23 protein-coding genes are annotated in these 25,737 nt (G+C 62.0%); 20 read left to right on the top strand and 3 right to left on the bottom strand.

The features are described 5' to 3' along the window. Nucleotides 1–50 precede the first annotated feature (50 nt). The 11 genes from HPQ64_RS07610 to HPQ64_RS07560 are packed head-to-tail and all read left to right on the top strand — an operon-like array spanning nucleotide 51 to nucleotide 11,819. A complete protein-coding gene (locus tag HPQ64_RS07610) occupies nucleotides 51–923 on the top strand; it encodes a branched-chain amino acid ABC transporter permease (protein ID WP_172887763.1) in 873 nt (290 codons plus the stop codon). A gap of 4 nt (nucleotides 924–927) precedes the next feature. Then, entirely contained in the window at nucleotides 928–1,911 is a 984-nt protein-coding gene (locus HPQ64_RS07605; RefSeq protein WP_172887762.1) for a branched-chain amino acid ABC transporter permease, read from the top strand. Further along, on the top strand, nucleotides 1,904–2,650 hold the full coding sequence (locus tag HPQ64_RS07600; RefSeq protein ID WP_172887761.1) for an ABC transporter ATP-binding protein: 747 nt from the start codon (nucleotides 1,904–1,906) through the stop codon (nucleotides 2,648–2,650). The genes HPQ64_RS07605 and HPQ64_RS07600 overlap by 8 nt, the downstream gene beginning before the upstream one ends. Further along, on the top strand, nucleotides 2,643–3,347 hold the full coding sequence (locus HPQ64_RS07595; protein ID WP_172887760.1) for an ABC transporter ATP-binding protein: 705 nt from the start codon (nucleotides 2,643–2,645) through the stop codon (nucleotides 3,345–3,347). The genes HPQ64_RS07600 and HPQ64_RS07595 overlap by 8 nt, the downstream gene beginning before the upstream one ends. Continuing rightward, nucleotides 3,347–4,639 (top strand): 3-isopropylmalate dehydratase large subunit, encoded by a 1,293-nt coding sequence (locus HPQ64_RS07590; protein ID WP_172887759.1) that lies wholly within the window; start codon nucleotides 3,347–3,349, stop codon nucleotides 4,637–4,639. Before HPQ64_RS07595 ends, HPQ64_RS07590 begins: the two co-directional genes overlap by 1 nt. Beyond that, complete coding sequence (locus tag HPQ64_RS07585) at nucleotides 4,636–5,142, top strand: LeuD/DmdB family oxidoreductase small subunit (protein ID WP_172887758.1); 507 nt, start codon at nucleotides 4,636–4,638, stop codon at nucleotides 5,140–5,142. Before HPQ64_RS07590 ends, HPQ64_RS07585 begins: the two co-directional genes overlap by 4 nt. Further along, entirely contained in the window at nucleotides 5,139–6,005 is an 867-nt protein-coding gene (locus HPQ64_RS07580) for an isocitrate lyase/PEP mutase family protein (RefSeq protein ID WP_172887757.1), read from the top strand. The genes HPQ64_RS07585 and HPQ64_RS07580 overlap by 4 nt, the downstream gene beginning before the upstream one ends. Continuing rightward, nucleotides 6,002–7,741 carry a hydantoinase B/oxoprolinase family protein gene (locus HPQ64_RS07575; RefSeq protein ID WP_210260221.1) on the top strand — a complete coding sequence of 580 codons (1,740 nt, stop codon included), beginning with the start codon at nucleotides 6,002–6,004 and terminating at the stop codon, nucleotides 7,739–7,741. Before HPQ64_RS07580 ends, HPQ64_RS07575 begins: the two co-directional genes overlap by 4 nt. After that, nucleotides 7,738–9,801, top strand: coding sequence for a hydantoinase/oxoprolinase family protein (locus HPQ64_RS07570; RefSeq protein WP_172887755.1), 2,064 nt, complete (start codon nucleotides 7,738–7,740; stop codon nucleotides 9,799–9,801). The genes HPQ64_RS07575 and HPQ64_RS07570 overlap by 4 nt, the downstream gene beginning before the upstream one ends. Beyond that, nucleotides 9,794–10,408, top strand: coding sequence for a cysteine hydrolase family protein (locus HPQ64_RS07565; protein WP_172887754.1), 615 nt, complete (start codon nucleotides 9,794–9,796; stop codon nucleotides 10,406–10,408). The genes HPQ64_RS07570 and HPQ64_RS07565 overlap by 8 nt, the downstream gene beginning before the upstream one ends. A gap of 1 nt (nucleotide 10,409) precedes the next feature. Further along, nucleotides 10,410–11,819, top strand: coding sequence for an FAD-dependent oxidoreductase (locus HPQ64_RS07560; RefSeq protein ID WP_172887753.1), 1,410 nt, complete (start codon nucleotides 10,410–10,412; stop codon nucleotides 11,817–11,819). 1 nt (nucleotide 11,820) lies between these two features. Here HPQ64_RS07560 and HPQ64_RS07555 read toward each other — a convergent pair whose 3' ends face one another. Further along, a complete protein-coding gene (locus tag HPQ64_RS07555) occupies nucleotides 11,821–13,575 on the bottom strand; it encodes a B12-binding domain-containing radical SAM protein (protein WP_172887752.1) in 1,755 nt (584 codons plus the stop codon). A gap of 403 nt (nucleotides 13,576–13,978) precedes the next feature. Between HPQ64_RS07555 and minC the strand changes: the two genes are divergently transcribed. From minC to HPQ64_RS07530, 5 genes are all read left to right on the top strand, one after another. After that, nucleotides 13,979–14,722 carry a septum site-determining protein MinC gene (gene minC / locus HPQ64_RS07550; protein WP_172887751.1) on the top strand — a complete coding sequence of 248 codons (744 nt, stop codon included), beginning with the start codon at nucleotides 13,979–13,981 and terminating at the stop codon, nucleotides 14,720–14,722. A 22-nt stretch (nucleotides 14,723–14,744) separates the two neighbouring features. Next, a complete protein-coding gene (minD, locus tag HPQ64_RS07545) occupies nucleotides 14,745–15,566 on the top strand; it encodes a septum site-determining protein MinD (RefSeq protein WP_172887750.1) in 822 nt (273 codons plus the stop codon). After that, on the top strand, nucleotides 15,563–15,829 hold the full coding sequence (minE, locus tag HPQ64_RS07540) for a cell division topological specificity factor MinE (protein WP_172887749.1): 267 nt from the start codon (nucleotides 15,563–15,565) through the stop codon (nucleotides 15,827–15,829). Before minD ends, minE begins: the two co-directional genes overlap by 4 nt. Nucleotides 15,830–16,146: 317 nt before the next feature. After that, nucleotides 16,147–17,571 (top strand): NfeD family protein, encoded by a 1,425-nt coding sequence (locus HPQ64_RS07535; RefSeq protein ID WP_172887748.1) that lies wholly within the window; start codon nucleotides 16,147–16,149, stop codon nucleotides 17,569–17,571. 3 nt (nucleotides 17,572–17,574) lie between these two features. Then, on the top strand, nucleotides 17,575–18,360 hold the full coding sequence (locus HPQ64_RS07530; protein ID WP_172887747.1) for a slipin family protein: 786 nt from the start codon (nucleotides 17,575–17,577) through the stop codon (nucleotides 18,358–18,360). A gap of 207 nt (nucleotides 18,361–18,567) precedes the next feature. Here HPQ64_RS07530 and HPQ64_RS07525 read toward each other — a convergent pair whose 3' ends face one another. Together HPQ64_RS07525 and HPQ64_RS07520 are read right to left on the bottom strand one after the other, a co-directional pair. After that, nucleotides 18,568–19,290 (bottom strand): flavodoxin family protein, encoded by a 723-nt coding sequence (locus tag HPQ64_RS07525; protein WP_172887746.1) that lies wholly within the window; start codon nucleotides 19,288–19,290, stop codon nucleotides 18,568–18,570. 62 nt (nucleotides 19,291–19,352) lie between these two features. Next, nucleotides 19,353–20,393: a LacI family DNA-binding transcriptional regulator gene (locus HPQ64_RS07520; RefSeq protein ID WP_172887745.1), complete on the bottom strand. Its 1,041-nt coding sequence runs from the start codon at nucleotides 20,391–20,393 to the stop codon at nucleotides 19,353–19,355. A gap of 533 nt (nucleotides 20,394–20,926) precedes the next feature. Here HPQ64_RS07520 and HPQ64_RS07515 point away from each other — a divergent pair. The 4 genes from HPQ64_RS07515 to HPQ64_RS07500 are packed head-to-tail and all read left to right on the top strand — an operon-like array spanning nucleotide 20,927 to nucleotide 25,726. Next, entirely contained in the window at nucleotides 20,927–21,985 is a 1,059-nt protein-coding gene (locus HPQ64_RS07515) for a sugar phosphate isomerase/epimerase family protein (protein WP_172887744.1), read from the top strand. A gap of 4 nt (nucleotides 21,986–21,989) precedes the next feature. Continuing rightward, nucleotides 21,990–23,159: a Gfo/Idh/MocA family protein gene (locus tag HPQ64_RS07510; protein ID WP_172887743.1), complete on the top strand. Its 1,170-nt coding sequence runs from the start codon at nucleotides 21,990–21,992 to the stop codon at nucleotides 23,157–23,159. A gap of 10 nt (nucleotides 23,160–23,169) precedes the next feature. Next, nucleotides 23,170–24,723 (top strand): sugar ABC transporter ATP-binding protein, encoded by a 1,554-nt coding sequence (locus tag HPQ64_RS07505; protein ID WP_172887742.1) that lies wholly within the window; start codon nucleotides 23,170–23,172, stop codon nucleotides 24,721–24,723. Further along, the gene (locus tag HPQ64_RS07500; RefSeq protein WP_172887741.1) at nucleotides 24,716–25,726 is read left to right on the top strand and encodes an ABC transporter permease; all 1,011 of its coding nucleotides are present in this window, start codon (nucleotides 24,716–24,718) and stop codon (nucleotides 25,724–25,726) included. Before HPQ64_RS07505 ends, HPQ64_RS07500 begins: the two co-directional genes overlap by 8 nt. Nucleotides 25,727–25,737 lie beyond the last annotated feature (11 nt).

The following is a 25,737-nucleotide window of genomic DNA, read 5'->3' as shown; positions in this document are numbered from 1 at the left end:
CGGGCACCCATCAGCCCGGCGCCTCTACAGCGCTGGACAGTCGAACGACCATGCCTGACCTTGCCATAATCATTCCCTCCGTCCTGAACGGATTGACGACCGGGGCTCTCTACGCTCTGGTCGCGCTTGGATTGACGCTTATTTACGGCGTGCTGCACATCATCAATTTCGCCCATGGCGCATTGTTGATGGTCGGGCTCTATGCCGTCTATTTCCTCAATGTACAGTTAGGCATCGACCCGTATGTCGCGCTTTTCATCGTACCTCCGCTGATGTTCGCGCTCGGCTACGCCTTGCAGCGCGGTATTATCGGCAAGGCGAGCCACGGCCGCGACGAGAATATCCTGCTCGTTACGCTTGGCCTGTCGATCGTTATCGAGAACCTGTCGCTTTTCGTCTTCAAATCCGACACCCGGGCGATCGACACACCATACTCCTTCGAGGTCGTCGAATTCCTGGGAGCCTTCCTGCCCCTGCCCAAGGTCATTGCCTTCGCCGGTGCGCTGGTGACCGCGGCCCTTCTCTGGCTGCTTATGTCCCGCACCGATCTCGGCAAGGCGATCCGCGCGCTTGCCAAGGAACCTAAGGGCGCCAAGCTGGTCGGCATCAATGCGGAGCATGTCTTCGCCATGAGTTTCGGACTCGGAATCGCCTGCCTTGGCGTCGCCGCATGCCTGCTCCTGCCGAGTTATTACGTTAGCCCCCAGGTCGGCCACGGCTTCGTCCTCATCGCCTTCACCATCGTCGTCCTGGGCGGCATGGGCTCCTTCGTCGGGGCCTTGATCGGCGGGCTGATCATAGGCGTCGTCGAGGCTCTCGGTGGGCTGTTCCTCGGAGAAAGCCTCGGTCAGATCGGCATTTTCCTGATCTTCATCCTGGTTCTTATTTCACGGCCGACCGGCCTGCTCGGGCACAAGGTGTAGGATCATGCGCCAACTCGCCCTGCTCGGCCTAGTCTTCGCGATCATCGGCCTTGCGCCCTTCGTGATTTCCTCCGATTTCACGCTCAACGCCGTGATCATGATCCTCTATGCCGCCCTGGTCGGCCAGGCCTGGAACATCCTGGGCGGCTATGGCGGCCAGTTTTCCTTCGGCCACGCCGCCTATTTCGGGACAGGAGCGTATACGGTCGCCGTTCTTCAGGTTCAGCTTGGCATCAATCCCTGGCTGGGGCTAATTGCCGGCGGGGCGATGGCCGTGCTTGTCGCGGCGATCATCGGTTTTTCCACCTTTCGCTACGGGTTGCGTGGTTCCTATTTCGCGCTGGTAACGCTTGCCTTTGCCGAAGTGTTGCGGATCCTGTCCAACTCGGTGCCGTTTACCGGCGCCGGGGTCGGGATCCTGATCCCGCTGGACCAGGGCCCGGCCAATCTCCAGTTCGTTACCAAGCAGGGTTTTTTCTGGGTCATCTGGCTGATCACCCTTGCCGCATTCGTCACCGTCTGGTGGATCGGCCAGTCCCGCTTTGGCGCTCAACTCATGGCGGTGCGCGACAACGAGGATGCCGCCCGCGCCCTTGGCGTCGAGGCATTCAGGGTCAAGATGGGCGCGATCATGCTTTCGGGCCTGTTTTCCGGTCTGGCAGGTGTCTTTTACGCCCAGTATTTCCTCTATCTGGACCCCTACATCGCTTATGGCCCTGCTGTTTCCGTGGAAAGCCTGCTGGTGCCGATCATCGGCGGTCTCGGGACGCTGTTCGGGCCGCTTCTGGGCGCGCTCGGCCTCCATGTGATCTCGGAACTGACGCGCGAATTCATCGGCGAATTTCCGGGCATCAGCCTGGTCATCTACGGAATTATTCTCATTGCCATGGTTCTGTTCATGCCGCGCGGACTTGCCGGACTTGCGAGCCGGCTGCGCGCAAGGCCGTTCGGCACCCGGGCGAAAGCCGCGGAAGGCAGCCATGCTTGAGATTCGCGCCCTCCGGAAATTCTTTGGCGGCGTGAAGGCCTGCAACAATGTCAGCCTGACGGTTCCGGAGGGAAAGATTGCTTCGCTGATCGGCCCGAACGGCGCCGGCAAAACAACGCTGTTCGCCCTGATTACCGGCTTCCACCGGCCGGATGCCGGCAGCGTGTGTTTCCTCGGCGAAGACATCACGGCGCTAGCGCCGGAGGAAATTGCCCGTCGAGGCATGGTCCGCACTTTCCAGATCGTCCAGCCTTTTGCCGGGCAGACGGTGCGCGAAAATATCGCCGTCGGCGCGCATTTGCGCATCCGCTCGCGCGCTGAGGCCCTGGCCAAGGCGGAAGCCGTCGCTCACCGGGTCGGCCTTTCAGACCGGCTCGACCTGGACGCGGCTTCGCTGACCGTCGCCGGCCGAAAGCGTCTGGAGGTTGCACGCGCACTTGCGACCGATCCCAAGCTGATACTGTTCGACGAGGTGCTTGCCGGTCTAAATCCATCCGAAATCCGGGATGTCATACCGGTTATCCGCGCCGTACGCGAGGAAGGCGTCACCATCCTTCTGATCGAACACGTCATGCAGGCGGTGATGAGCCTGTCCGAATACACCTGGGTGCTCAACCAGGGCGAATTGATCGCCGAGGGTGCGCCCGCCGATGTGGTCAGCGACCCGCTCGTGGTCGAGGCCTATCTTGGCAAGGGCATGGCCGAGCGCATCGCCAGGCGGGAGGTGCGACATGCTTGAAGTGAAGGGCCTGCGCAGCGGCTACGGCTCCGTCGAGGTCTTGCGCGGCATCGACCTGGACATCCAGGCGGGCGAAATCGTCGCGTTGCTCGGCTCAAACGGCGTCGGCAAGACAACGTTTGCCTCTGTCGTCTCCGGCCTCATCAAGGCCTGGAGCGGCACGATCCGCTTCAAGGACGAGGAGATACGGGGGTTGTCGGAACAGGCGATCGTCGATCGCGGACTTATCCATGTGCCGGAGGGCCGCCACATTTTCCCGAACCTTTCGGTGCGTGAAAACCTCGAACTCGGTGCCTACCGGCGGGGCAAGGCGAACCGGACCCGCAATCTCGATCACGTTTTCGGCGTCTTCCCGCGCCTGCGCGAGCGCTTCGCCCAGAAGGCAGGCACGCTCTCGGGCGGCGAGCAGCAGATGCTGGCGATCGGGCGCGGCATGATGGCCGAACCGCAGCTGCTGATCCTGGACGAGCCGTCGATCGGCCTGTCGCCCTTGCTGGTGGAAGAGATGTTCGAGCTGATCGAGCAGCTCAACCGCGACGGCCTGACCATTCTTCTGGTCGAGCAGAACGTACTGCAGTCGATGGAGATAGCCTCTCGCGCATTCGTCATGGAAAACGGCGAGATCCGCCTGTCCGGGCAGGCGTCGGTGCTGATAGACGATCCGGAGCTGCAGCGCTCCTATCTGGGGTTGGCGTGATGGCGGCAACACTTGCACAGAAGATCATTGCCCGGGCGGCGGGCCGCGAGACGGTGACGCCGGGCGTAGTCGTAACCGCGAAGGTGGACCTCGCCATGATCCACGACAGCGGCGGGCCGCGCCGGATCGAGCCGATCCTTCGGGATCTGGGCGTGAGCCTGTGGGACAGGGACAAGGTGGTGCTGATTTCCGACCACTTCGTTCCCGGCGACACGGACGAGGGCGCACGCATTCTCGAACTTACCCGCCAGTGGGCCGCGGAACGCAAGGTCGCCTTCCACGACGGCCAGGGCATCTGCCATGTGGTGCTTCCCGAACGCGGCCACCTGAAGCCCGGCATGTTCGTCGTCGGCGGGGACAGCCATTCGCCGACAGGCGGAGCCTTCGGCGCGTATATGTTCGGCATCGGCGCCACGGAAATGGCAGGTGTACTCGCAACCGGCGAAATCTGGATCAAGGTGCCGGAGACCATCCTGATCGAATGGCAAAACCGATTGTCCGACGCCGTCACCGCCAAGGACATGATGCTCGCGCTCTGCGGCCGGCTCGGCATGGACGGCGGACAGTACCAGGCGGTCGAATATACCGGAGAAGCCATCGCGGCCTTGTCCATGCAGGAGCGGATGACGCTTTCCAACATGGCCGCCGAACTCGGTGCACAGGCCGGCCTTATCGCACCCGACGCCACCACCGCCTCTTATCTGGAGCAAACTGGCGCCAACATCGGTCCCAGCGTCGATGAGTGGCAGGGCCTGCGCACCGATCCGGAAGCGACGCTGCTCGCCCATCACGTTTTCGACGCGGCGGCGCTCGAACCGCAGGTGGCCGCCCCCCATTCCCCGGCCAATTCCGCCCCCGTCGGGGAAGTGCCGGAAACGCGGGTGGATGTCGCCTATATCGGCGCCTGTACCGGAGCCAAGTACGAGGACCTGAAGCGGGCCGCCGCGATCCTGCGCGGACGCAGGCTCGCTTCCGGCGTCGAGCTGCAGGTGGCTCCGGCCTCCCGGCGGGATCAGGACCGCGCCACAGCCGAAGGCATCATGAAGGTGTTCGAGGATGCCGGTGCGAAGATCCTCGCCAACGCCTGCGGCATCTGCGCCGGCTATGGCGCCAATCGCCTCGGCGAAAACGTTACCTGTATTTCCTCGACGGCGCGCAACTTCAAGGGCCGCATGGGCGCACCATCCTCCAAGGTGTGGCTGGCCTCGCCGCTCACCGTGGCCGCATCGGCCGTCGCCGGGCGGATCGCCGATCCGCGCGAGTTCCTGAGCGACAGGGGAAATTCGGCATGAGCGGACGCGTCTTTCTGTTCGGCGACGATATCGATACGGACCAGCTTGCCCCGGGGCAGTACATGAAGGGCGGGATCGAGATGCTCAGCCAGCATTGCCTGGAACCGGTGCGGCCGGATTTCGCCGCTTCCGTGCGTCCCGGCGACATTGTGGTGGCGGGCAGGAATTTCGGCATGGGCTCGTCACGGGAGCAGGCCGCCGAAGCGCTCAGGCACCTCGGAGTTGCCGCCGTGGTGGCACGCTCCTTCGCCGGCATCTTCTATCGAAATGCCATCAATCTCGGCTTGCCGGCACTGATCGCCGAAGACATTGCCGGCATCTGCGACGGAGACGCCGTCGAGATCGATCTCGAAGCCGGCGAACTGCGTTTGCAGGCGAAAAGGAAAATCGTGAAACTTGAACCGCTGCCCGACAATCTGAAGCGGATGCTCGCCGATGGCGGGCTGGTTGCGCATCTGAAAAAACGCTTCACGGCGGAGCGGAATGGGGAGACAGGCCAATGAGCCTGAAACAAAGACTGGCCGAGAAACGCATTCTGCTTGCGCCCGGGGTCTACGATGGGCTTTCCGGCCTGATTGCAGAACAATCCGGGGCGGAAGCCGTTTACCTGTCCGGGGCCTCAATCGCCTATACCCGCTTCGGCAGCCCGGACATCGGGCTTGTGTCGATGAGTGAAGTCGCCGACACGATCGCCGTCCTTCGGGACCGGATCGGCCTGCCCATCGTGGTGGATGCCGACAACGGTTTCGGCAACGCGCTGAACGTCCAGCGAACCGTGCGTGTGTTCGAGCGCATGGGCGCCAACGCCCTGCAACTGGAAGACCAGACACTGCCCAAGCGCTGCGGTCACCTTGAGGGCAAATCGCTGGTGTCCAGGGCGGAGATGGCCGGCAAAATCCGCGCGGCATGCGATGCGCGAACCTCCGACGAGACGCTGATCATAGGGCGCACAGACGCCATCGCGGTCGAGGGCTTCGAAGCGGCGCTTGAGCGCGCCGAAGCCTATATCGAGGCCGGTGTCGATGTCCTTTTTGTCGAGGCGCCGCATTCGCTGGAGCAGATGCGCGAAATCGTCGCCCGGTTCGCCCACCGCGTGCCGCTGATGGCCAACATGGTCGAGGGCGGCAAAACGCCGATAGTCGACACCGCCGGTCTCGAAGAACTCGGCTTCAGCCTCGTGATCTTTCCCGGCGGCATCGTGCGCGCGACCGCCGCGACCGCCCGAGATTACTACGCCAATCTCATCGCCAACGGTTCGAACGAGGCCTTCCGCAGCCGCATGTTCGACTTTGCCGGACTGAATGACCTGATCGGCACGCCGGGCATTCTGGAAGAAGGCAGGAAATACGACGAGGAAGCCAACTGATGGCAATAGATTCGGTGACGCTTGCGATCCTGAAAGGCCGGCTGGAGCAAATCGCCGACGAGATGGATGCGACCCTGTTCCGCTCCGCCTTCAATCCGATCATCGCGGAGGCTCATGACGCCTCCCACGGCATCTATGACGCCGTCACAGGTGAAACCCTGGTGCAAGGCAAGTCCGGCTTGCCGATCTTCGTCGGCGTCATGGCGTTCGCCGTGAAGGCGGTTATCGACAAGGCCGCCCGGCAGGGCGGGGTCCACGAAGGCGACGTCTGGATTTTCAACGACCCTTACGACGGCGGCACGCACCTGTCGGACTTTCGCCTGGTCAAGCCTGTATTCCGAGATGGCAAGGTGTTTTGCTACCTGGCTTCCGTCGGCCACTGGCACGATGTCGGCGGCAACGTGCCGGGCAATTACAATCCGGCTGCGACCGAATGCTTCCAGGAAGGCATGTTGATCCCGCCGGTCAAGCTTTATGACCGGGGCGAGTTCCGTCAGGACGTGGTCGATATCCTGTCGGCCAATTCGCGCTTGCCGATGTCGCTCTATGGCGACCTCAACGGCCAGATCAACGCGCTGGAGTTGGGGGAGAAGCGCATGAGTTCGTTGCTCGACGAATATTCCGACGCAACCGTCGGCGAGTGCCTGGTCGAGCTGAAGGCGCGCGCGGCGCAGATGATGCGCGCCCGGATCGCCGAATTGCCGTCGGGCACTGTCTCGGCCGAGGATTTCCTCGACAATGACGGCATCATTGACGATCCGCTGAAGATCGCCCTCGATCTGACGATCGAGAACGACCGCATGGTGCTTGATTTCACCCGCTCGTCGCCCGCTTGCGTAGGCCCGGTGAACATTTCCCGCTCGACAGCGATTGCCGCCTGCTACGTCGCGCTGAAACACATTTTTGGCGACGTGCCGGCAAACGCCGGCGTGCTGGAACCTGTGGAGTTCCGCATCGCCGAGGATTCGCTTCTGTCGGTCAAGGCGCCGAAGCCGGTCGGCGGCTATACGGAGACGATCCTGCGTCTGATCGATGTGGTCTTCCAGGCGGTCGCGCAGATCGCCCCGAAGGAGGCCATGGCCTGCGCCTATGGCACCATCAACGCACTGTCGCTCGCCGGCCACCGCGAAAACGGCCAGCGCTGGGTGATGTTCTCCTTCTTCGGCGGTGGCCATGGCGCGCATGCCGGTGGCGACGGCCTCAATCATGGCAATGCGCCGATCTCGACCGCAACCATCCCGCCGCTCGAAATCCTCGAAGCCGCATACCCTGTCCGGTTCACGCAATGGGCGCTGCGGCCGGACTCCGGCGGCCCGGGCGAATTCCGCGGAGGGCTCGGCGCCGTCTACGAGATCGAACTCCTGGAAAAGCGGGCGGATGTGTTCCTCTTCGGCGAGCGCGGCAAATTCGCCCCGGCCGGGGTCGTCGGCGGCCGCAAGGCGGCGGCGAACCGTTTTTGGTTCGAACAGGCCGACGGCTTTCACGAACCGCCGATGGCCTCGAAAATCGTCGGCATACATATCGACCGTGGCCAGAAGTTGCGTCTGGAAACCCCGGGCGGCGGCGGCTACGGCGACCCGTTCGTCCGCGAGCCGGAATTTGTCGCACGTGACGTACGCCTGGGCTTCGTCAGCCCGGAAGCCGCAAGATGCGAGTATGGCGTCGTGCTGACCGACGACGGCGCGGTCGACAGTGCTGAAACCGATAACCTGCGTTCGATCGAGGCTGCGGAATGATGAAACCTGCCTACGTCATCGGCGTCGATGTCGGCGGAACCTTCACAGACGTGTTCATTCTGGATGAAGCGAATGGAACGGTGACCACCGCCAAGGTACCCTCGACCCGCGGCGACCAGTCGAAAGGCTTTGTCGAGGGCATCGCCCGCAATGTCGCCGACTTCGGCCTGATCTCAACCGTGGTCCACGGCACCACTGTCGGCACGAATGCGCTGCTGGAGCGCAATGGCGCCCGCACCGGCATCATCACCACGCAAGGCTTCCGCGACGTGCTGGAAATGCGCCGTCGCGACCGGCCCACCACCTGGGGCCTCAAGGGCAGCTTCACGCCGGTTGTCGAACGTCCGGATCGGGTCGAGGTCGAAGAGCGCGTCCTTTCCGACGGCTCCGTCCTTCAGGCAGTGAAGGAAGAAGACGTAAAGGCGCAGGCCAGGGCATTGGCCGATGCCGGCTGCGAGGCGGTCTGCGTGTTCTTCATCAATGGCTATGCCAACAACGACAACGAGAAAACTGCGGTCGAGGCCGTACGCTCGGTCTGGCCGAATGCCTATGTCACCGCAGCGACCGAGATACTGCCCGAGATCCGCGAATTCGAACGCCTGTCGACCGCCACGCTCAACGCCTATCTGCAGCCTGTGGTGTCGTCCTATCTGGACCGGCTCGAAACAGGTCTCGCCGAAAAGGGCTTCTCCGGGGACATCCTGATCGTGCAGTCGAACGGCGGCGTCATGTCCATCGACACGGCCAAGCGCTATCCGGTGCGCACGGCGCTCTCCGGCCCGGCGGCCGGTGTCATCGCGGCAACTCAAATCGCCAGGGCCGCCGGCTTCGACAACATCATCAGTTGCGACATGGGCGGCACCTCCTTCGACGTTTCGCTTGTCGCGGACGGCACGGCGGCGCTCGCCGCCCAGACGGCAATCGATTTCGGCATGGTCGTTCGCACGCCGATGATCGAGATCACCACAATCGGCGCCGGCGGCGGATCCATCGCCTCGGTGGACAAATCCGGCCTCCTGCAGGTCGGGCCGGAGTCGGCGGGCTCGGACCCCGGGCCGGTCTCATACGGTCTCGGCAACGACCGGCCAACCGTGACCGACGCCAACGTGGTGCTTGGCCGCATCAATCCCGACCGGCCGATCGGCGGCAAACTTGCCCGTCTTGTCATTGAAGACGCGCGTCGGGCGATCGAGATCCATATCGCCGACCCACTGGGCCTTTCGATAGAGGACGCCGCGGAAGCGATCCTGAAGCTCGCGAACGCCAAGATGGCCGGAGCGATCCGCCTTGTCTCCATCGAAAAAGGCCACGATCCGGCGAAATTCGCCGCCATGCCCTTCGGCGGCGGCGGTGCCTTGCACACCGGCGCGCTGATCAAGGAAGTCGGCCTGGGTTCGGCTCTGGTCCCGCGTTTTCCGGGGGTCACTTCGGCGCTCGGCTGCGTCGTGGCCGACATGCGTCACGACCGGGTGCAGACGATCAACCACCTTCTCGACCAGATCGATGCCGCCGAACTCGGCCGCGAGATGGAAGGTGTCGCCGACGACACCGAGAAGTTGCTTGCAGGCACCGGTGTCGCCTTTGCCGCCGTCGACCGGATCTACGAGTTCGACATGCTCTACCTCGGTCAGACCCATACGGTCAGCGTGCCGGTCACCATCGCGCGGTCCGGATTGACCCGCGAGGCGATTCGGAGCGCCTTCGAGGCCGCCTACAAGGAAGCCTATGGCCGCCTGCTCGAAGGCATTCCGATGCGCGTGATGAACTACCGCATCGCGGTGATCGGCCGCCGGCCGCAGCTCGACATGGCCGTATTCGCGCCAACCGCCGGCAAGCCGGAGCAGGATTGCCGGATCGGCCGGCGCTCTATCTTCTGCGACGGCACGTGGCACGAGGCGGTTGTCTATGAGCGGCTCGAACTGGAGGTTGGCGCCGAAATCTCCGGTCCGGCGCTCCTTGAACAGTCCGACACGACAATCTTCATCGATCCGGGGCTTATGGGGCGCGTCGATGCCTTCGGCAATCTGGTGATCGAGCGAAGGAACACCGCCAATGGCTGAATTGAGTATCGATCCCGCCCGCACCGGCCTCCTCATCGTCGACCTGCAGAACGATTTCCTGCATCCTGACGGAGCCTATGCGCGCGGCAACCAGAAGAGCGCGGAAATAGCGGCCCTGCCCGCCCGCGTTCTGCCGCTTGCCAATGAACTGAGATCGAAAGGCGGCTGGATCGTCTCCACGCATTTCACCCTGGTGCCGGGCAAGGGGGGCGAGCCATTCATTTCGCCGCACCTGAAGGCAATGCGCCCGTTCCTGGGCAAGGGCGATTTTGCGCCGGGAAGCTGGGGCCACGCCCTGGTCGACGAATTGCAGCCCGCCGATCTCTCGGTAGAAAAAGTCGCCTATTCCGCCTTCTACATGACAAGGCTCGAATGGGTGCTGAAGAAAGCCGGCATCGACACGCTGATCTTCTGCGGCATCGTCACCAATGGCGGGGTCGCCTCGACGGTGCGCGACGCCCATGTCCGCGATTTCAGCACCATCGTGCTTTCCGACGGTTGCGCGGCCTTTTCCAGAGAAACACATGAGCGCTCGATCGGCGATCTTGGCACCGTCTCGAAGGTCATGACCTGTGCCGAAGCGACGGCGCTGATCGCGCAGGCCTGACATGGGTGCGGGCACGGTCTTGCGGGAAGCACCGCCGCGCATCGATGCCGAGGCGCAGGTCGTCGTCATCGGTGCCGGTGCCTGCGGCCTCACCGCTGCCTTGCGCGCGAAAGCTGGCGGAGCCGATGTCCTCGTGCTGGAACGCGACGCCTCGCCTTCAGGCTCGACCTCGATGTCCTCCGGCTTCGTGCCGGCGGCTTCAACGCGCTTTCAGCGCGCCATCGGCGTCGACGACGACACCTCGCAACTGTTCGAGGCCGATATCCTCGCCAAATCCGGCGGCAAATCCGACAGGCATCTCACCCACCTCGCAAGCCGCACCATCGGCGAAGCGCTGGAATGGCTTGCCGATGCGCATGGGATCGAATGGATCGTCCTCGACGACTTCCTCTATCCCGGCCATTCGCGTCACCGCATGCATGCCGTACCGGAGAAAACCGGGGCAGCACTGCTTGCCCGTCTGCTGGCCGCGACCGAGCGGGCGGACATCCCGGTGGTTACAGAAGCGCGGGTTTCCAGGCTTTATGCGGATGCCAACAACCGCATCACCGCCGTTGAAATCTCCCGCCCGAAGGGAAACAGCGAAATCCTCGCCTGCGAGAACCTGATCCTTGCCTGCAACGGCTATGGCGGCAATCGCGAGCTTGTCGCAAGGCACATCCCGGAAATCGCCAGAGCTACGTATTACGGGCATGAGGGCAACAAGGGCGATGCGCTGTATTGGGGCGAGGCTCTCGGCTGCGAACTGAAGCATCTGTCCGGCTACCAGGGACACGGCTCGCTTGCGCATCCGCACGGCATCCTGATTTCCTGGGCGCTGATGATGGAGGGCGCTATCCAGGTGAACGTGCGAGGCGAGCGCTTTTCCAACGAAAACGGCGGCTATTCGGAGCAGGCGGTAAATGTCCTGCGCCAGCCGGAGGGCATCGCCTGGAACATATACGACGAGCGCATCCACGAATTCGCCCTTAACTTCCCGGACTACCGGGAGGCCGTCGAGGCCAGCGCGATCCGACATGCCGCCGATCCGACGGAGCTGGCAGCGATTACCCGCTTGCCGGCGTCGACGCTTGAGAAGACATTCGAGGAAATCGCAAAATACCGTGCGGGCACCGCGAAGGACCCCTTCGGGCGCGATTTCACGGCCAGGCCCGGGCTCAACCCGCCGTATCACGCAGTCAGGGTAACCGGAGCCCTGTTCCATACGCAGGGCGGCGCGAAGATCGACGATCATGCCCGCGTACTCGATCGGACGGGCAAGCCGCTTCCAAACCTCTTCGCCGGCGGAGGCTCCGCTTGCGGCGTGTCCGGTCCGGACGTCTCCGGCTATCTCTCCGGCAACGGCCTGCTTACCGCAATCGCCTTCGGATTCCTCGCCGGGACGTTCAGTGCCCAGCGGGCCGGTCGTTGACCTAAACCGCGCTTTGGCGTTCGGCCTTAACGTGGTCCATGCGTTCCCGGTCTTTTCGCATTTTCGTAAGTGCCGCTGCGCCACCTCGCGTTTGGGAGATGAGGTCCAGGCCCTCAAGGTCCGAAGCCTGAATGGGCGCAATGGCGAGGTCGGAATATTCGCGACGGTTCGGGTCACGCTTCAGGCGTCGGTATTCGGGGTAGACGGATGACAGAATCCGAAGCCATTTCATGTGCTTGACGACAGTTTCCAGCGCATAGGCCGGGTAAAACCGCCAGGCGGGTTCTATGGGCAGCCCAGGCCTGCGGTCCCTTCGGCTCTTGCGCCTAATGAAGCCGGCCTCGAGCGGGTGAACGCCCTCGATCTTCACCGAGCCCTTGAACAAGAGCATGAGCATCATGATGTTGCTGACCGATCTGCCGTTCGCCGCCATCCGCCGCATGACGGTTTTCATGTGCTCAGGCGAATAGTAGCGGTCCCAGGCATCCCGGTAGGCACGTTCCCAATCTTCATCGCTCATCGTCGGATGATGGGAAACACGGTGATTGAGATCGTATTTGTTCATATCGGGGTCCATCCAGGCGCCGTTTTCATGCAGCGTCTTGTGGTCCTCGGAGCCTGGAAGAGGAGTCAGGTAGAAAAACTCCAGCAGATCGAGAGGCAATTCGCGTTTGACGATCTCGATATCACGCATGATCGATTCATAGGTATCGCCCGGAAAACCCAGGATATATCCGGCATAGGTCGTGGCGCCGACGGCCTTCCAGGCTTGTAGCATCTCCCGATATTCAACGACCCGGTTCTGCTTCTTCTTTGCCGCTGTCAGATTATCGGGATTGACATTCTCAAGTCCGATGAATACCCGCGTAACGCCGGCCGCTCCGGCCTTCTCGATGAAATTCTTTATTCTGTGACAAAGGGTATCGACCTGAATGGTGAACTTGATGTTCAGTTTTTTTACTCTTCTCAGGTATATCAGCCTGTCGAAAAAGCTCTCCCAATCCCGGTTTCGCGCGAAATTATCATCCGTTATGAAGAAACGGTTGATGCCCTGCGCGTAGTTTTCCCGAATGATCTTTTCCAGGTCGTCCACCGAGCGAAAGCGGGATTTGCGCCCCTGAACGTTGATGATCGTGCAAAACGAGCACTGGAAAGGGCACCCGCGGCCAAGGTCGAAAGAAGTATGGTGGCCCGCCGTTCTCTGGATATGCCTCGCCGGCAGCAAGGGGGTCGGCTGCCCGGACATATCCGGAAGGTCGGACATGTAGTTATAGATCGGTTTCAACGCTCCGCGGGAGGCGTCCCGCAGCACCTCGTCGAGCCTGTTGTCTTCCGCTTCGCCCGCGAAGATCGAAACGCCCAGATCGATCGCTTCCTGCACATCAGGCTGGATGTCCTTGAGCATCGAGATCGTGCCGGAGGTATGAAAGCCTCCGATCGCGACCTGGCAGCCATGCCCCCTGAAACGCCTTGCGATATCGAGAGCACGGGGAAACTGGTTGCTCTGAACGCCCACCACGGCGATGAGAGAATTGGCGCGATCATCGGGCAATTCGCGCAAGATCCGCGCGATGTCGACCCGCGCATTGGTCTCATCGTAGGTCGAAAGCAGGATTTCGGTATTTTCGCCCAGGATTTTCCGGGTCCGGCAATCCTGCGCAAGACCGTGCAGGGACGCCAGCGTGTTGGATGGAATGTAGGATCGATACCATTGGATGACGTAACCATCATCATCGTAGTGGGACGGCTTTATCATTACCAAGTGGAATTGGCGCATAAACTTGCCCCTTTTCGCAAGGCGAACGTTAAGCAGGCGCTTTGCAACAGAAAATTTGGCGTATTTTATGTTTGAAAAGGAACTTTCCCAAGTTTGCGGCAATCTCGACACATGAAATTACGTATAGTTATAAATGTAAAGACAGATATTATCATATTTTACAATGCTTTAACGCCTGATACACAGCGGGCAATCATCGCCACACAAACATCATTCCTGTCACGAAACCCAGACACGCCGCCAAAAAACGGCCATTTCCCTTGCATTCCCCTGGCCGGATATCGGTGGAAAAGACTTTCGCCGCCCAAATGTGACGCCACGTCGATGGTAAACGGATCAGCTAACGAAACAATACTGATTCGGTTGTGCCGCGAGACGGGAAATGAGGTTCAAGGGAAAGTCATTCATAGCGATCGTGCTTACGCCGGAACGGCCGTTCGAGGCGTGGTTCGACGAAGTCGACCGCATCATTTCACGTTCGCCGGGCTTTTTCCTCAACAGGCCGATCATTCTCGATGCGCGCGGCAGTTCCATGTCGATCGACGAGTTGGAGCAGGTTCTTGCCGGCGTGAAGGCACGCTCGATCCAGGTGATGGGCATCGAGGGCATATCGTCAAACAAGCTCAGGGACGGGATGCCGCCAAGCATTTCCGGCGGCAAGGCGACCAAGGACGTCGAGGGGCCCGATGAAAGCGCGGATCCTCAAGCGGGTGAGAAACCGTCGGCAGGCGACAAGGAGCCCGTAGCGGGCACGCAGGCGGTGGCCGAAGCCGTAGAGGAAAATACATCCGGCAACGGCAAATCGATGCTGATCACCGAACCGGTACGCTCCGGGCAGAGCATCATGAACGCCGACGGCGACGTGACGGTGGTGGGCTCCGTAGGCTCGGGCGCGGAAGTCATTGCCGGCGGTTCGATCCACATTTACGGGGCTTTGCGCGGGCGCGCGCTTGCCGGCGTTTCGGGCAACGAGCAGGCGCGGATTTTCTGCTCGAAACTCGACGCCGAACTGGTCGCGATCAACGGAATGTACAAGGTGGCCGACGATTTCGACCGAAATCACCTGCACGCGGCGATGCAGATTCGCCTGGAGCGGGACAGCTTGATCTTCGAGAAATTGGCCTGACCTCAACGACGGGACAAAATCCATGACGGACGGCAAGGTAATCGTGGTTACTTCCGGCAAGGGAGGCGTCGGCAAGACAACCTCCACGGCGGCAATCGCCTCGGCGCTGGCGAAAGACGGCGAGCGTGTTTGCGCGATCGATTTCGACGTCGGACTCAGAAACCTCGATCTCATAATGGGCGCGGAACGACGGGTCGTTTTCGACCTCGTCAACGTCGTGCGCGGCGAGGCTTCCATCAAGCAGGCGCTGGTGCGCGACAAGAAGCTGGACTCCTTGTTCCTGCTTCCCGCCTCGCAAACGCGCGACAAGGACGCGCTGACCGAAGAAGGCGTTTCGAGCGTCATAAACGAGCTCAAGATGTCCTTCGACTGGATAATCTGCGACAGCCCGGCCGGCATCGAGCGCGGGGCGACGCTTGCCATGCGTTACGCCGATGCGGCGATCGTCGTCTCCAACCCGGAAGTCTCCTCGGTGCGCGACTGCGACCGGATCATCGGGCTTCTGGACGCAAAGACCATCGTTGCAGAAAACGGCGGGCGAATGCCCAAACATCTTCTGGTCACACGCTTCGATACGGAACGCGCCAAGACGGGCGAAATGCTGGCAATCGACGACATGGTCGACATCCTGTCGATCCCGCTGCTCGGCGTCGTTCCGGAGAGCAAGGATGTTCTGAAGGCCTCGAACGTAGGCTCGCCAATCACGATCGCCAACGAAAACAGCGCCCCGGCCAGGGCCTATATGGAAGCGGTGCGGCGTCTGCGCGGGGAAGACATTCCGGTGACGATCCCGGAGGACCGCAAGGGCATTTTCGGAAAGCTCTTCCGCGGGAGGGCCGCATGAACCTCCTGAGCCTTTTTTCGAAGAAAGACAAAAGCGCTTCCGTCGCCAAGAACCGCCTGCAGATCCTGCTCGCGCACGAACGCACCGGAAGCGGGCCGGACGCCATGCTCGTCTCAAGGCTTCGCGAAGACATTCTCGAGGTCATCAAGAAGCACATAGAAATAGACCCGGAAGCCGTGAAGATCGAAATGGACCGGGACGAGGAAGTAACGACGCTCGGCATCGACATCGAGCTTCCGGTAAAGGCGTCGGAACAAGCCTGAAGGCGACTGACGATCGGGACCGCCAGCAGCGCCGGTTATCCCGTCGTTCATGCGGCCGGCAACAATCTTCGCGTGGGCTCATGCTTGTGAACCTCAAGCCATAAGTGCGATCGCCCGCGTTCCTTCCTCGATGCGAAGGCGCGAAACCCGGCTGAAATCGGCAAAAGAACCGGAATCCACCCCCTTTGGCGCTTCATCCGCCCAAAGGCCGCGCCCGCCTGCCCGAACCGCAATTGTCCACGCAGCCGCCCAAGCGTGATATGATTGAATTTTAATGCGGTTTGCATGCGCGCAGCGCGCCCGACCGGGAGGGATGAATGGCCGCCGGCCTTCACATTCGCCTGTCCGCTCTCTGCCTGATGATTTCCGGGCTTGCCATCGGTGCGGCCATGGGCCAGGGGCGGGAGGATACGGGCGAGCGGCCGCTTGCCATCGTCGCGGCGATAGAAGGCGCGATCGGCCCTTCCACGACCCGCCACGTTACCAATGCGATAAAAACCGCGAAAGAACGCGAAGCGGACGTTCTCGTTCTGCGGCTCGACACGCCCGGCGGCCTTGCGACCAGCATGCGCGAGATCATCTCCGAAATCCTGTCTTCCAACATCCCCGTCGCCGGCTTCGTCGCACCGCCCGGCGCGCATGCCGCAAGTGCGGGCACCTACATCCTTTACGCGACAAGCGTTGCCGCGATGGCGCCGGGAACGAACCTTGGCGCGGCGACACCGGTCCAGATCGGCGGCGGATTGCCGAAACTGCCGGGATCGGACGACCAAACGGAGGAAGACGGCGAGAAGCCGCAAAAGCAGAACACGGACCCGAAATCGGCCAAGGCCGTCAACGATGCGGCCGCCCTCATCCGCAGCCTTGCGGAAATGCACGGGCGCAACGTCGAATGGGCGGAAAAGGCCGTGCGCGAGGCCGCAAGCCTGACGGCGGCCGAAGCGCTCGAAATAAAGGTCATCGACCTTGTGGCCGAAGACATTCCGATGCTTCTCAACGCGATTGACGGACGTGAGGTAACGGCCAACGGCAAAAAGGTTACGCTGAAAACACGCGACGCCACAACAGAGGTTTTCGAACCCGGCACACTGACGCGTCTTCTGGCGATCCTTTCGAACCCCAATGTCGCGCTCGTACTCATGATGATCGGCATCTACGGCCTGATCTTCGAATTCGCCAATCCCGGCAGCATCGGCCCCGGCGTGATCGGCATCATCTGCCTCGTTCTCGGCCTTTATGCGCTTAACCAGCTTCCGCTCGACTATACGGGCCTGGCGCTTGTCGGACTTGGCATCGCCTTCATGGTCGCCGAAGCCGTGACACCCACATTCGGCGTGCTGGGCGTCGGCGGCTTAACGTCTTTCGTCATCGGTGCGGCGATCCTCGTCGATACGGACATTCCGGCCTATCAGGTCTCCTGGTGGGTGATCGCCGCAATGGGCGCCCTTTCCGCAGCGGTTCTCATCGTGCTGATCGGTTATCTCTGGAGGGCGCAGAAAAAAGGTTTTGTCGACAACGTCTCGCAACTGGTGGGAATGGACGCGGAAGTCCTGGACTGGTCGGGCGGCGAAGGCCACGTCCGGGCGGAGGGCGAGCGGTGGCACGCAAGGGCAGGGCGCGAATTCAGGACTGGTGAGACGGTGCGCGTCGCGAAACTCGACGGCCTGACGCTGATCGTCGACCCGATCACTCAAGATAACGCTGCGTCTGCAACGACATCCCCGAAACGTCAAGGAGCCTGAACCATGCTTTTCGACTGGATCGGCTACGCCCTGATCGGCGTCCTCGTCATCATGTTTTTCGCCTCGGCGATCCGCATTTTCCGAGAGTACGAGCGCGGCGTCGTCTTTACGCTGGGCCGCTTCTCAAGGGTTTGCGGGCCGGGGTTCGTGATCATCATCCCGGTGGTCCAGCAGGTCGTACGAACGGACCTGCGCATGTTCGTGGAGGATGTGCCGAGCCAGGACGTGATTTCCCGCGACAATGTCTCTGTCAAAGTAAACGCGGTCATATACTACCGAATTATCGACCCGCAGCGCGCAATCATAAATGTCGAAAACTATACTTCAGCGACAAGCCAACTGGCGCAGACGACCTTACGCTCCGTCCTTGGAAAGCATGAGCTGGACGAAATGCTGGCGGAACGCGACAAGCTGAATGCGGATATTCAGGAAATACTGGATCGGCAGACGGATAACTGGGGCATCAAGGTTTCCAACGTCGAGATAAAGCATGTCGACATCGACGAGAGCATGATCCGCGCGATCGCCAAACAGGCGGAGGCCGAACGGGTGCGCCGCGCCAAGATCATCAATGCGGAAGGCGAGCAGCAGGCGGCGCAAAAGCTGGCAGAAGCGGGTGAAATCCTTGCAAAACAGCCGAATGCCATGCAGTTGCGCTTCTTCGGCGCGCTGCATGATATCGCGGGCGACAAAAGCTCGACGATCGTCTTTCCGCTACCGATCGAGCTGATGAAGGCTTTGGAAGGGATCGCCGGAAAACCGGATGGCGATGCGCCGAAGGGCGGCTGATCCCGGCTGCCAACAGCGGCGAGGAAAATTCCCCAACCGCCCAACTGAATTCCAGGCAGCACCAAAAAGGTGAATCTGAAATCCCTCGAACGCCGTGCGCGCACCTGGCGCATCTTTACAAGTCGCCCGACCGGGACCCGGACGGCAAGGCAGGCGGCCAAACCCATAACGAAACTTATCCCCGCCCCTCGCGACCAGCGGATCAGGTCATGAAACGCTGCCAGGTTCGGGGTGATCGAAGCGCTCGCCCTTCTCCCAGGCGACCGGCTGATTGCCATGGGCGGGAAAGCCGCCGTTGCGGCGAAGCAGATCCGCCATATGCATCAGGTTCCAGGTCATGAAGGTGGTGTTGCGTTTCGTGAAATCATTGTCCAGCCCCACGCCGTCGTCGCCGTAGGATGGGCCGGGCCCGGCTTCGCCGATCCAGCCGCAATCGGCCTGCGGGGGGATGGTCAGCCCGATGTGCTGGAGCGCGTAGAGCACGGTCATCGAACAATGTTTGATGCCGTCCTCGTTTCCCGTCACCACGCAACCGCCGACCTTGCCGTAATAGACATATTGGCCCTTGTCGTTGCGCTCGGCGCTGTGGGCGTAAAGACGTTCGATGATCACGCGGCAGATCGAAGATTCCTCGCCGAGCCAGATCGGCGTGCCGATGACGAGGATGTCGCTTGCCGAAATCTTCGGCCAGACCTTTTCCGGCCAGTCATCCACCTTCGCGCCGTGTTCGCGCATGTCCGGATATATGCCGAAGGCGATGTCATGGTCCGCCGCGCGGATGTAATCGACCGTGACGGCGTTTTTTTCCATGATCGCCATGCTGTTGCGCATCAGCCGCTCGGTATGGCTCTCGCCCTGCCCGCTCGATTTCAGGGTGGTGTTGATGAAGCAGGCCCTGAGGCCGGAAAAATCGCGATCTCGATTGTTCATCGAAGTTCCTCCACGGCAGGGACGTTCCAGGCAAGAACGTAACTAACCAAAGTGGCGGAAATTCAGGCGCGGGCTTTGCTCGTGCTTTCGCGAACGACGAGTTCGATCGGCAGGATTTCGGGCGCGGCGGTGCGCGCCCTTCGCCGGTCCTCGTCATCTCCATCGATAACGTCAAGCAACAGGCGCGCCGCCTTCCGCCCGATGCGCGCGCGCGGCTGATGGATGGTGGTGAGCGAGGGGACGAAGCGTTTCGAAATCTCGATATCGTCAAAGCCGACGACGGAAACGGCATCGGGCACTTCGAGCCCGTTGCGGTGAAGCTCGGATATGAAGCCGAAGGCCATCTCGTCACTGGAACAGAAGATTGCCGTCGGCCTGTCCTTCAAGGAGAACCATGCGCGCGCGGCCTCGGCACCCGAACCCATGGTGAAGTCACCCGGGAAGAACCAGTCTTCGCGGATTTCAAGGCCGGCTTTAGCAATCGCCTCGCGCGCGCCGCGCCGACGCTCCACCGTCAGGACGTTTTCCGGCGGTCCCGCAACATGACCGATCCGCGTGTGGCCGAGGTCGACGAGATGGCGAATGGCGAGGCGCGCGCCTTCGGCATTGTCGATCCTGACCGAGGGAAAGCCGTCTTCGGAAATCCATTCGCAGGCGAAGATGAGCGGCGGCAGACCGACCGACAGTTCCCTCCCCCGCTCGATCACGCCCTTGAGCGCACCGTCCAGCAGGATGAGGCCGTCGGCCCGGTTGTTGTTCAGATATTCGAGAATGCGCTGCTCGCTGTGCGGCGGCTGGGCGGTATCGGCGATCAGCACGTTATAGCCGGCGGGCGCGATTTCGGAGGCTATCGCCGACAGGATGGCCGAAAAGAACGGATTGGCAAGGTTGGGCACGAGAACGACGATGGAGCCCGTGCGGCGGCGGCGCAGGTTCCGCGCGGCATAATTTATCGTGTAGCCGGTCTTTTCGACGGCGGCGAGGACGCGCTCCCGCGTCTCCTTCGACACCCTTTCGGGATGCGACAGGGCGCGGCTGACGGTGGCCGTAGATACGCCGGCGGCCAATGCCACATCGCGGATTCTCGGAAGGGGTTTGATCATGCGCCGAAGCCTTGCCGATTAGAGCGCGTCTTATTTAATCGGAATCACCGGACGCGCTCTATCTATTTGATATTGCGCATGTCCTTATCCCAAAACCGGTGCCCACTTTTGGGGGACATGCTCTAGTGGCGGCGCGACGGCTGCACGAGCCTGAAGCCACCGGAGAGCTTTCTTTTGCGCGGCTTTTCCCGGAAGTTCAAACCGGATAGCCATAACGCTACGTAAAACTCTCTTGTAATCGATTACATGATAGTGTAGGACAATATGTAATCGATTACAAAGATATTTACGGACCGCGTCCCAAGGCCCTGAAACGGGGTGCGAATCGGGACCGCGAGCCGAACAAGAAAGAGAATGCCGGCCGGAAATTCCGGCAAGACGCATTCCGAATTCCAGATCGATGAACGGCACACAGAGTTCGCGAAACAAGCGGGCCGCGCGCCACAGAGATATGCTCTGGAAGATTAAATGCGATCAACTTTTCTGCGTTCAGGCGAATGCACCTGAACGCAGGTTGATCTAGGGAGGAACAGATGAAGACGATCAAGGGCCCTGCGCTCTTCCTCGCCCAGTTCGCGGGCGACGACGCCCCCTTCAACTCATGGGATGCCATTACCCGCTGGGCGGCCGACTGCGGCTATGCCGGGGTGCAGGTGCCGAGTTGGGACGCACGTCTGATCGACCTCGACAAGGCCGCCTCCTCCAAGGACTATTGCGACGAATTCAAGGGCAAGGCGCGCGAAAACGGCGTGGAGGTGACCGACCTTTCAACGCACCTTCAGGGCCAGCTCGTCGCCGTTCACCCGGCCTATGACGAAGCCTTCGACGGCTTCACGACGCCGGAAAACCGCGGCAACCCCAAGGCCCGTCAGGAATGGGCCGTCGATCAGGTGAAGAAGGCGCTTTCCGCCTCGAAGAACATGGGGCTCAATACCCTCGCCTCCTTCTCCGGCGCGCTGGCCTGGCCCTATGTCTACCCCTGGCCGCAGCGCCCGGCGGGCCTGATCGAAACCGCCTTCGACGAACTGGCGCGGCGGTGGAGGCCGATCCTCGACCATGCCGAGGAGTGCGGCGTCGACATCTGCTATGAAATCCACCCGGGTGAGGACCTGCACGACGGCATTACCTACGAGATGTTCCTTGAGCGCGTGGACAATCACGCGCGGGCGAACATGCTCTACGACCCGTCGCACTACGTGCTCCAGTGCCTCGACTATCTCGACAATATCGACATCTACCGCGACCGCATCCGGATGTTCCATGTCAAGGACGCGGAATTCAACCCGACCGGGCGGCAGGGCGTCTACTCCGGTTACCAGAGCTGGGTGAACCGGGCGGGGCGTTTCCGCTCGCTCGGCGACGGGCAGGTCGATTTCGGTGCGGTGTTTTCCAAGATGGCGGCGAACGACTTCGACGGCTGGGCGGTCGTGGAATGGGAATGCTGCCTGAAGCGCCCGGAAGACGGCGCGCGCGAGGGAGCGGAATTCGTCCGCGCCCACATCATCCGCGTGACGGAAAAGGCCTTCGACGATTTCGCGGGCGGCGGAGCGGATGAAGCCGCGAACCGCCGCATGCTCGGGCTGGAGGGGTGAGGCCATGACGATCAAGGGATCGAGCGAAGCCCGCCCTGCCCGCATCCGCCTTGGCATGGTGGGCGGCGGCAAGGACGCCTTCATCGGCGCGGTGCACCGCATTGCTGCCCGCCTCGACGACCAGTTCGAGCTGGTTGCGGGCGCGCTTTCCTCCACACCGGAGAAGGCTGAAGAATCCGGCAGGATGCTGGGCCTTGCCGAAGACCGCATCTATGCAAATTTCCGCGACATGGCGATCCGCGAAAACCGGATCAAGGACGGGATCGAGGCGGTTGCCATCGTCACCCCGAACCACATGCACTATCAGGCCGCGCGCGAATTCCTGAAGCGCGGCATTCATGTGATCTGCGACAAGCCGCTGACCTCCACGCTGGCTGACGCCAAAAAGCTTGCCGCTTTGACTGAGAAATCCGGCGCGCTGTTCGTGCTCACGCACAATTACACCGGCTACCCGATGATCCGCCACGCGCGCGAGATGGTGCGAAAGGGAGAGCTTGGCGACATCCGCGTCGTGCAGGCCGAATACGCGCAGGACTGGCTGGCCGAACCGCTGGAACGTTCCGGCCTGAAACAGGCGGAATGGCGCACCGACCCGGAACGCTCGGGCGCGGGCGGCTGTGTCGGCGATATCGGCACGCATGCCTTCAATCTCGCGTCTTTCGTGACCGGACTTCAGCTTGAAAGCCTGTGTGCCGATCTCGACACCTTCGTGGAAGGCCGTTCGCTTGACGACAATGTTCACGTGATGATGCGCTTTGCCGGCGGGGCGAAGGGCATGCTCTGGTCGAGCCAGGTTGCGACCGGCAACGAGAACGCGCTGACACTGCGTGTTTATGGCTCGCGAGGCGGGATCGAGTGGGCCCAGGAAGAGCCGAACAAGCTGTGGTTTACCCCGCTGGGTGAGCCGAAGCGGCTGATTACCCGGGGCGGCGCAGGCGCGGGCGAAGCGGCGGCGCGCGTGAGCCGCGTGCCTGCGGGCCACCCGGAAGGTTACCTCGAAGGGTTCGCCAATATCTACGCCGAAGCCGCGCGCGCGATCATCGCGAAGCGCAACGGCGAGACGACGCCGAGCGACGTGATTTTCCCGACCGTCGAGGACGGGGTGGCGGGTGTCGCCTTCGTGGATGCCTGCGTCAGATCCTCCAGGCGCAATGCAGCCTGGGTCAGCCTGTGAGGGCAATGCCATGCAACCGGCCCCGCAGACGACAGCCAGACCCTCAGCCGCCGCCGGGCATGCGCCGGTCCTTGCGCTTGCCAAGGTCTCACGCTCCTTCGGCCCGGTGCAGGTGCTCTTCGACGTGGACTTCGACCTTTATCCCGGCGAGGTGCATGCGCTGATCGGCGAGAACGGCGCCGGCAAGTCGACCATGATGAAGATCCTGTCCGGCTATCTGGAGCCGACCTCCGGCGAGGTGACGCTGGATGGAGCACCCGTGAGTTTCGCCTCCAGCGAGGACGCGGAAGACCGGGGCGTCGTGCTGATCCACCAGGAATTCAACCTCGCCGACCAGCTTTCGGTGGAGCAAAACATCTTTCTCGGGCGGGAGATCAAACGCGGGTTCTTGCTCGACCACAAGGCGATGCGCGCCACCACCAACGAGCTTCTGGAGCGGCTTGAGACGAAGACGCCCGCATGGGCGACCGTCTCGAAGATATCCGTGCCCGAAAAGCAGATGGTGGAAATCGCCAAGGCGCTGTCGCGCGAGGCACGCGTTCTCATCATGGACGAGCCGACGGCAGTGCTGACGCGCAACGAAGCCGAAATCCTGTTCCGGCAGATCGAGCGGCTGAAGGCGCAAGGCACCGCGATCCTCTATACCTCGCACAAGCTGGATGAGGTGGCGCGGATCGCCGACCGGGTGACGGTGCTGCGCGACGGACGCCACGTGCTGACCGCGCCGGCTAACGAGCTTACCGAAGACGCCATGGCCGAGGCGATGGTGGGACGCGAGCTATCCAACCTCTTTCCCGAGAAGACAAAGACAAGCGCGGCCGAAGCCGTGCTTTCCGTCAAAGATTTTTCGATCCCCGGCATCGTGGAAAACGCAAGCTTCGAGCTGCGCAAGGGCGAGATCCTGGGTTTCGCCGGCCTTGTCGGCTCGGGCCGCACGGAGCTGATGGAGGGGCTGATCGGCATCCGCCCGGCGACAGGCGAAATCCGCGTCAACGGCAAGGCGCGGCAGATCCGCTCCGTCGACGACGCCAGAAAGGCGGGGATCGCCTATCTGACGGAAGACCGCAAGGAACGCGGCCTCCTGCTGAACCAGGGCATGCGGGCGAACCTGACGCTGCTGGCGCTCAAGAAATTCAGCCGAGTTCTCATTGACAGGGACGCGGAGGAAAAGGCGCTCGACCGCTCGATCCGCGAGTTCGACATCCGCGCGCCATCGCGCGAGATCAGGGTCGCCAACCTTTCCGGCGGCAACCAGCAGAAGCTCCTGCTCGCCAAGACCATGCTGGCGGAACCAGAGATCGTCATCATCGATGAGCCGACGCGCGGCATCGACATCGGCACCAAGCAGCAGATCTACCAGTTCGTCCGCCGCCTCACCGACGAAGGCAAGAGCGTCATCATCATTTCCTCCGAGATGGCGGAGGTGATCGGCCTTGCGACGCGCGTGGCGGTGATGCGCAGGGGCCGCATCGCGGGAACGCTGGAAGGCGAAGACATCAACGAAGACGCGATCGTGCGCCTTGCCATGGGACTGGAAGGCAGGAAGGCGGAAGGCAATGGCTAATGCGACCACAGCGGGAAAAGCGGCGGTGAAGAACGGCAGGCCGGCAATCGACCTTCACGTCATCGGGCCGATCGTGGCGCTGATCGTGCTGATCATCATCGGCGCGCTGATGAACCCGAATTTCCTGAGCTACGGCAACGTGACGAACGTACTCGCCCGCTCCGCATTCATCGGCATCATCGCCGTGGGCATGACGTTCGTCATCACGGCAGGCGGGCTCGACCTTTCCGTCGGCTCCATGGCCGCCTTCATCGCAGGGCTGATGATCATCGTCATGAACGCGCTGGTGCCAACGCTGGGGACCGGATGGCCGACGATCCTCGCCGGCATGGCGGCCGCGCTCGCCATCGGCTTCGCCGCCGGCCTCTTCAACGGGCTCCTGATCACGCAGGCGCGAATAGAAGCCTTCATCGTCACGCTCGGCAGCATGGGCATCTTCCGCTCGCTCGTCACCTGGCTTGCCGACGGGGGCACGCTTTCGCTCAATTTCAGCGTCCGCGAGGTTTACCGCCCCGTCTATTACGACGGCATCTTCGGCATCGCCTGGCCGATCATCGTGTTCCTGGCGATTGCGGCGCTCGGTGAGATCGTCATGCGGCATACGGCCTTCGGGCGGCACTGCGCGGCGATCGGCTCCAACGAACAAGTGGCGCGCTATTCCGCCGTCCACGTCGACCGTGCACGGCTTGCCGGCTATGTGCTTCTCGGCGTGCTCGTGGGCGTTGCCACGATCATGTATGTGCCGCGCCTCGGCTCCGCCTCAAGCTCGACCGGCGTGCTGTGGGAGCTTGAAGCGATCGCGGCGGTGATCATCGGCGGTACGGTGCTGAAAGGCGGCTTCGGGCGCGTGTGGGGCACCGTTATCGGCGTGCTGATCCTCAACCTGATCGAAAACATCCTCAATCTCACGGACCTCGTCAGCCCCTACCTCAACGGGGCGATCCAGGGCGTGATCATCATTTTGGCCGTCGTTCTGCAACGCCAGAAGAAGGCGACACGATAGGTGACGGACCC

Origin of the sequence: Hongsoonwoonella zoysiae, assembly GCF_013266695.1 — a bacterium.
In the GTDB taxonomy this organism is placed as follows: domain Bacteria; phylum Pseudomonadota; class Alphaproteobacteria; order Rhizobiales; family Stappiaceae; genus Hongsoonwoonella; species Hongsoonwoonella zoysiae.
Note: the sequence above shows the minus strand (reverse complement) of the source record. Positions and strands in the feature narration are given on the sequence as shown.

Bases quoted from the DNA above. Each gene is read 5' to 3' on its own strand.
- HPQ64_RS07565 (WP_172887754.1), top strand. From the start codon at position 9,794: ATGGCTGAATTGAGTATCGATCCCGCCCGCACCGGCCTCCTCATCGTC.
- HPQ64_RS07600 (WP_172887761.1), top strand. From the start codon at position 1,904: ATGCTTGAGATTCGCGCCCTCCGGAAATTCTTTGGCGGCGTGAAGGCC.
- HPQ64_RS07585 (WP_172887758.1), top strand. From the start codon at position 4,636: ATGAGCGGACGCGTCTTTCTGTTCGGCGACGATATCGATACGGACCAG.
- HPQ64_RS07590 (WP_172887759.1), top strand. From the start codon at position 3,347: ATGGCGGCAACACTTGCACAGAAGATCATTGCCCGGGCGGCGGGCCGC.
- minC (WP_172887751.1), top strand. From the start codon at position 13,979: ATGAGGTTCAAGGGAAAGTCATTCATAGCGATCGTGCTTACGCCGGAA.
- HPQ64_RS07500 (WP_172887741.1), top strand. From the start codon at position 24,716: ATGGCTAATGCGACCACAGCGGGAAAAGCGGCGGTGAAGAACGGCAGG.
- HPQ64_RS07605 (WP_172887762.1), top strand. From the start codon at position 928: ATGCGCCAACTCGCCCTGCTCGGCCTAGTCTTCGCGATCATCGGCCTT.
- HPQ64_RS07505 (WP_172887742.1), top strand. From the start codon at position 23,170: ATGCAACCGGCCCCGCAGACGACAGCCAGACCCTCAGCCGCCGCCGGG.
- HPQ64_RS07510 (WP_172887743.1), top strand. From the start codon at position 21,990: ATGACGATCAAGGGATCGAGCGAAGCCCGCCCTGCCCGCATCCGCCTT.
- HPQ64_RS07520 (WP_172887745.1), bottom strand. From the start codon at position 20,393: ATGATCAAACCCCTTCCGAGAATCCGCGATGTGGCATTGGCCGCCGGC.
- HPQ64_RS07570 (WP_172887755.1), top strand. From the start codon at position 7,738: ATGATGAAACCTGCCTACGTCATCGGCGTCGATGTCGGCGGAACCTTC.
- HPQ64_RS07535 (WP_172887748.1), top strand. From the start codon at position 16,147: ATGGCCGCCGGCCTTCACATTCGCCTGTCCGCTCTCTGCCTGATGATT.
- HPQ64_RS07530 (WP_172887747.1), top strand. From the start codon at position 17,575: ATGCTTTTCGACTGGATCGGCTACGCCCTGATCGGCGTCCTCGTCATC.
- HPQ64_RS07595 (WP_172887760.1), top strand. From the start codon at position 2,643: ATGCTTGAAGTGAAGGGCCTGCGCAGCGGCTACGGCTCCGTCGAGGTC.
- minD (WP_172887750.1), top strand. From the start codon at position 14,745: ATGACGGACGGCAAGGTAATCGTGGTTACTTCCGGCAAGGGAGGCGTC.
- HPQ64_RS07610 (WP_172887763.1), top strand. From the start codon at position 51: ATGCCTGACCTTGCCATAATCATTCCCTCCGTCCTGAACGGATTGACG.
- minE (WP_172887749.1), top strand. From the start codon at position 15,563: ATGAACCTCCTGAGCCTTTTTTCGAAGAAAGACAAAAGCGCTTCCGTC.
- HPQ64_RS07515 (WP_172887744.1), top strand. From the start codon at position 20,927: ATGAAGACGATCAAGGGCCCTGCGCTCTTCCTCGCCCAGTTCGCGGGC.
- HPQ64_RS07560 (WP_172887753.1), top strand. From the start codon at position 10,410: ATGGGTGCGGGCACGGTCTTGCGGGAAGCACCGCCGCGCATCGATGCC.
- HPQ64_RS07580 (WP_172887757.1), top strand. From the start codon at position 5,139: ATGAGCCTGAAACAAAGACTGGCCGAGAAACGCATTCTGCTTGCGCCC.
- HPQ64_RS07525 (WP_172887746.1), bottom strand. From the start codon at position 19,290: ATGAACAATCGAGATCGCGATTTTTCCGGCCTCAGGGCCTGCTTCATC.
- HPQ64_RS07555 (WP_172887752.1), bottom strand. From the start codon at position 13,575: ATGATAAAGCCGTCCCACTACGATGATGATGGTTACGTCATCCAATGG.